The sequence below is a fragment of the Tunicatimonas sp. genome, from assembly GCF_049647865.1.
In the GTDB taxonomy this organism is placed as follows: Bacteria; Bacteroidota; Bacteroidia; order Cytophagales; family Cyclobacteriaceae; genus Tunicatimonas.
The window spans coordinates 1-2,112 of sequence record NZ_JBARYM010000380.1; the positions used below are offsets into that span (position 1 = coordinate 1).

Sequence of the window (2,112 nt, forward strand, 5' to 3'; positions counted from 1 at the left end):
GAATTGGATGCCCCAAGCTCTTGCGGCGGGCTTGAAAAAATTTGCGCACGTTATTTCTCCTGATGTATTTGGGGCTCTTTCTGCAGAAGAGTTAGTAACTAAAGTGAGCGGATTTGAGATGCGCACCTTTGAGAGTGAGAAAGAAGCTAAGGCTTGGTTAAAATCCTAAAAAGTGAATAGGCATAATCTATGGAAGGCGCAGTTAGCGCCTTTTTTCGTTTATATGCAGTGATTTTGACAACAGATGATGAAGAGGAACGCAAATCACTTTTTCATCTTCACAGAAATAGATAACTTATGCTTTGGAGCATAACGATCTTATGAAAAAACAACCTACCCGCCATTCAGTAAATGCTTTGAGTGGAACCCACGTCTGTCAGTTACTGGTCACGCTTACCCTTCTCTACTCGATAAGCAGTTGCACCAGTTCACAAACGGAAACTGATCGATCAATTACGGTGGATTCAACCACGCACCTTAAAGCCGAGCAAACGGATAAAACTATCTCGATCTACGCAGAGGGTACAGATGAACCTATCCTGGTTCAAAACGCTCAGCCTGATTTCCGCCCCTACCTTCATCCTATTGTTGCCCCCGACGGCACAGGAGAACTTACCGAATACAGTCCGGGGCACCATAAGCATCAAACGGGATTGTATTGGGGCTTTACCCGGGTGAATGGTCGCGACTATTTCCACCATCCCGAAGGTGACTACTGGCAAAAGGTGTCGTCTTCTGTCGTGCAGCCCGAAGGAGAAACGATAGAGTGGCAAACTGTTTATAATCTACTAGATTCAGCCGGTACTCCGGTGCTCACCGAAACCCAGAATTGGACTATGCGCCTTGATTCCGGAAGATCTATCTTGGAGCTGGGATGGCGAGGGCAAGCCGAGACCGATGGTACCATTGGGAAATACGACTACGGCGGGCTGTTCCTCCGAATGCCCTGGCACGAAGATATACCGGGTCAGGTAGTGAACGCGGCCCGCCAACGCAATGAGAAAGCCGAAGGTCAGCGAGCTATGTGGGTGGATGTGGGTATGCAAGTGGAAGGTCGCGAAGATCTTGCTCATATCGCCATCTTTGACCATCCCGACAATGCTGGATTCCCTCAGCCCTGGCGGGTAGATAGCCAACTAGGTATCGGCCCGGTAAGAGCCCGAATGGGTGACTGGACCATTGCCGAAGGAGAAACCGAAGTGATTCGTCACCGATTGGTTGTTTACACCGGTGAGCTAAATGACGTAGCCATGAAAGCAGCCTGGGAAGATTACACCGGCGCAGGAGCCATGTATTCCACGGCTGCTCTCTGGAAAATCGCCCAGCAGGAAGCTCGCGAAGCAAAGTTCTTGACCCCCGAAGCTGCCGTCGAATCCATGACCGTCATGGACGGTTATCAGGTAAACGCTTGGGCGGCCGAACCGATGCTTACCCAACCAATGGCCTTTTGCTGGGACGATCGTGGCCGCCTGTGGGTAGCTGAAAACCTGGACTACGAATCGCGGGGGCATGGTTTTTCTAACGATGGTAACAGCCGTATTCTGATTCTGGAAGATACTGATCAAGATGGAGAAGCGGATAGCCGGAAAGTTTTTCTGGAGGGTATCCCTTTCCCCGCCGCCATTGCGGTAGGCATGGGTGGATTATTTTTGGGGGCGCCACCCAATTTGCTGTTCGTACCCGACCGCAACGGCGACGATAAAGCGGACGAAGATGATATCGAAATCCGGCTGACCGGCTGGGGAATTCGCGATCGGCACGAGACACTGAATAGCTTACACTGGGGCCCGGACGGATGGCTCTACGGTTGCCAGGGTTTCGCTACGCCTTCTAAAGTGGGCAAACCGGATAAAGATGCCCGTATCTATCGCGCCAACGAACCTTTCCCAGAGGATATTCTGGAGGGGGATGGAGTGGATTTCAACGGCGGCGTCTGGCGTTACCATCCTACCAAAGAGCGATTTGAGGTGGTGGCTCACGGCTTCAGCAATCCCTGGGGCATTGACTACGATGCTAAAGGTCAGCTATTTATCAGTGCCTGCGTGATTCCGCATATGTGGCACGTGAGTCCGGGGGGTATTTACCACCGGCAGGGCGGGCAGCACTATAATC

1 protein-coding gene is annotated in these 2,112 nt (G+C 51.6%); it reads left to right on the forward strand.

Annotated features, from left to right (window positions below):
* Positions 1 to 320: 320 nt before the first annotated feature.
* The coding region (locus WBA23_RS11415; protein ID WP_424582409.1) for a PVC-type heme-binding CxxCH protein at positions 321 to 2,112 on the forward strand (1,792 nt) is incomplete at its 3' end.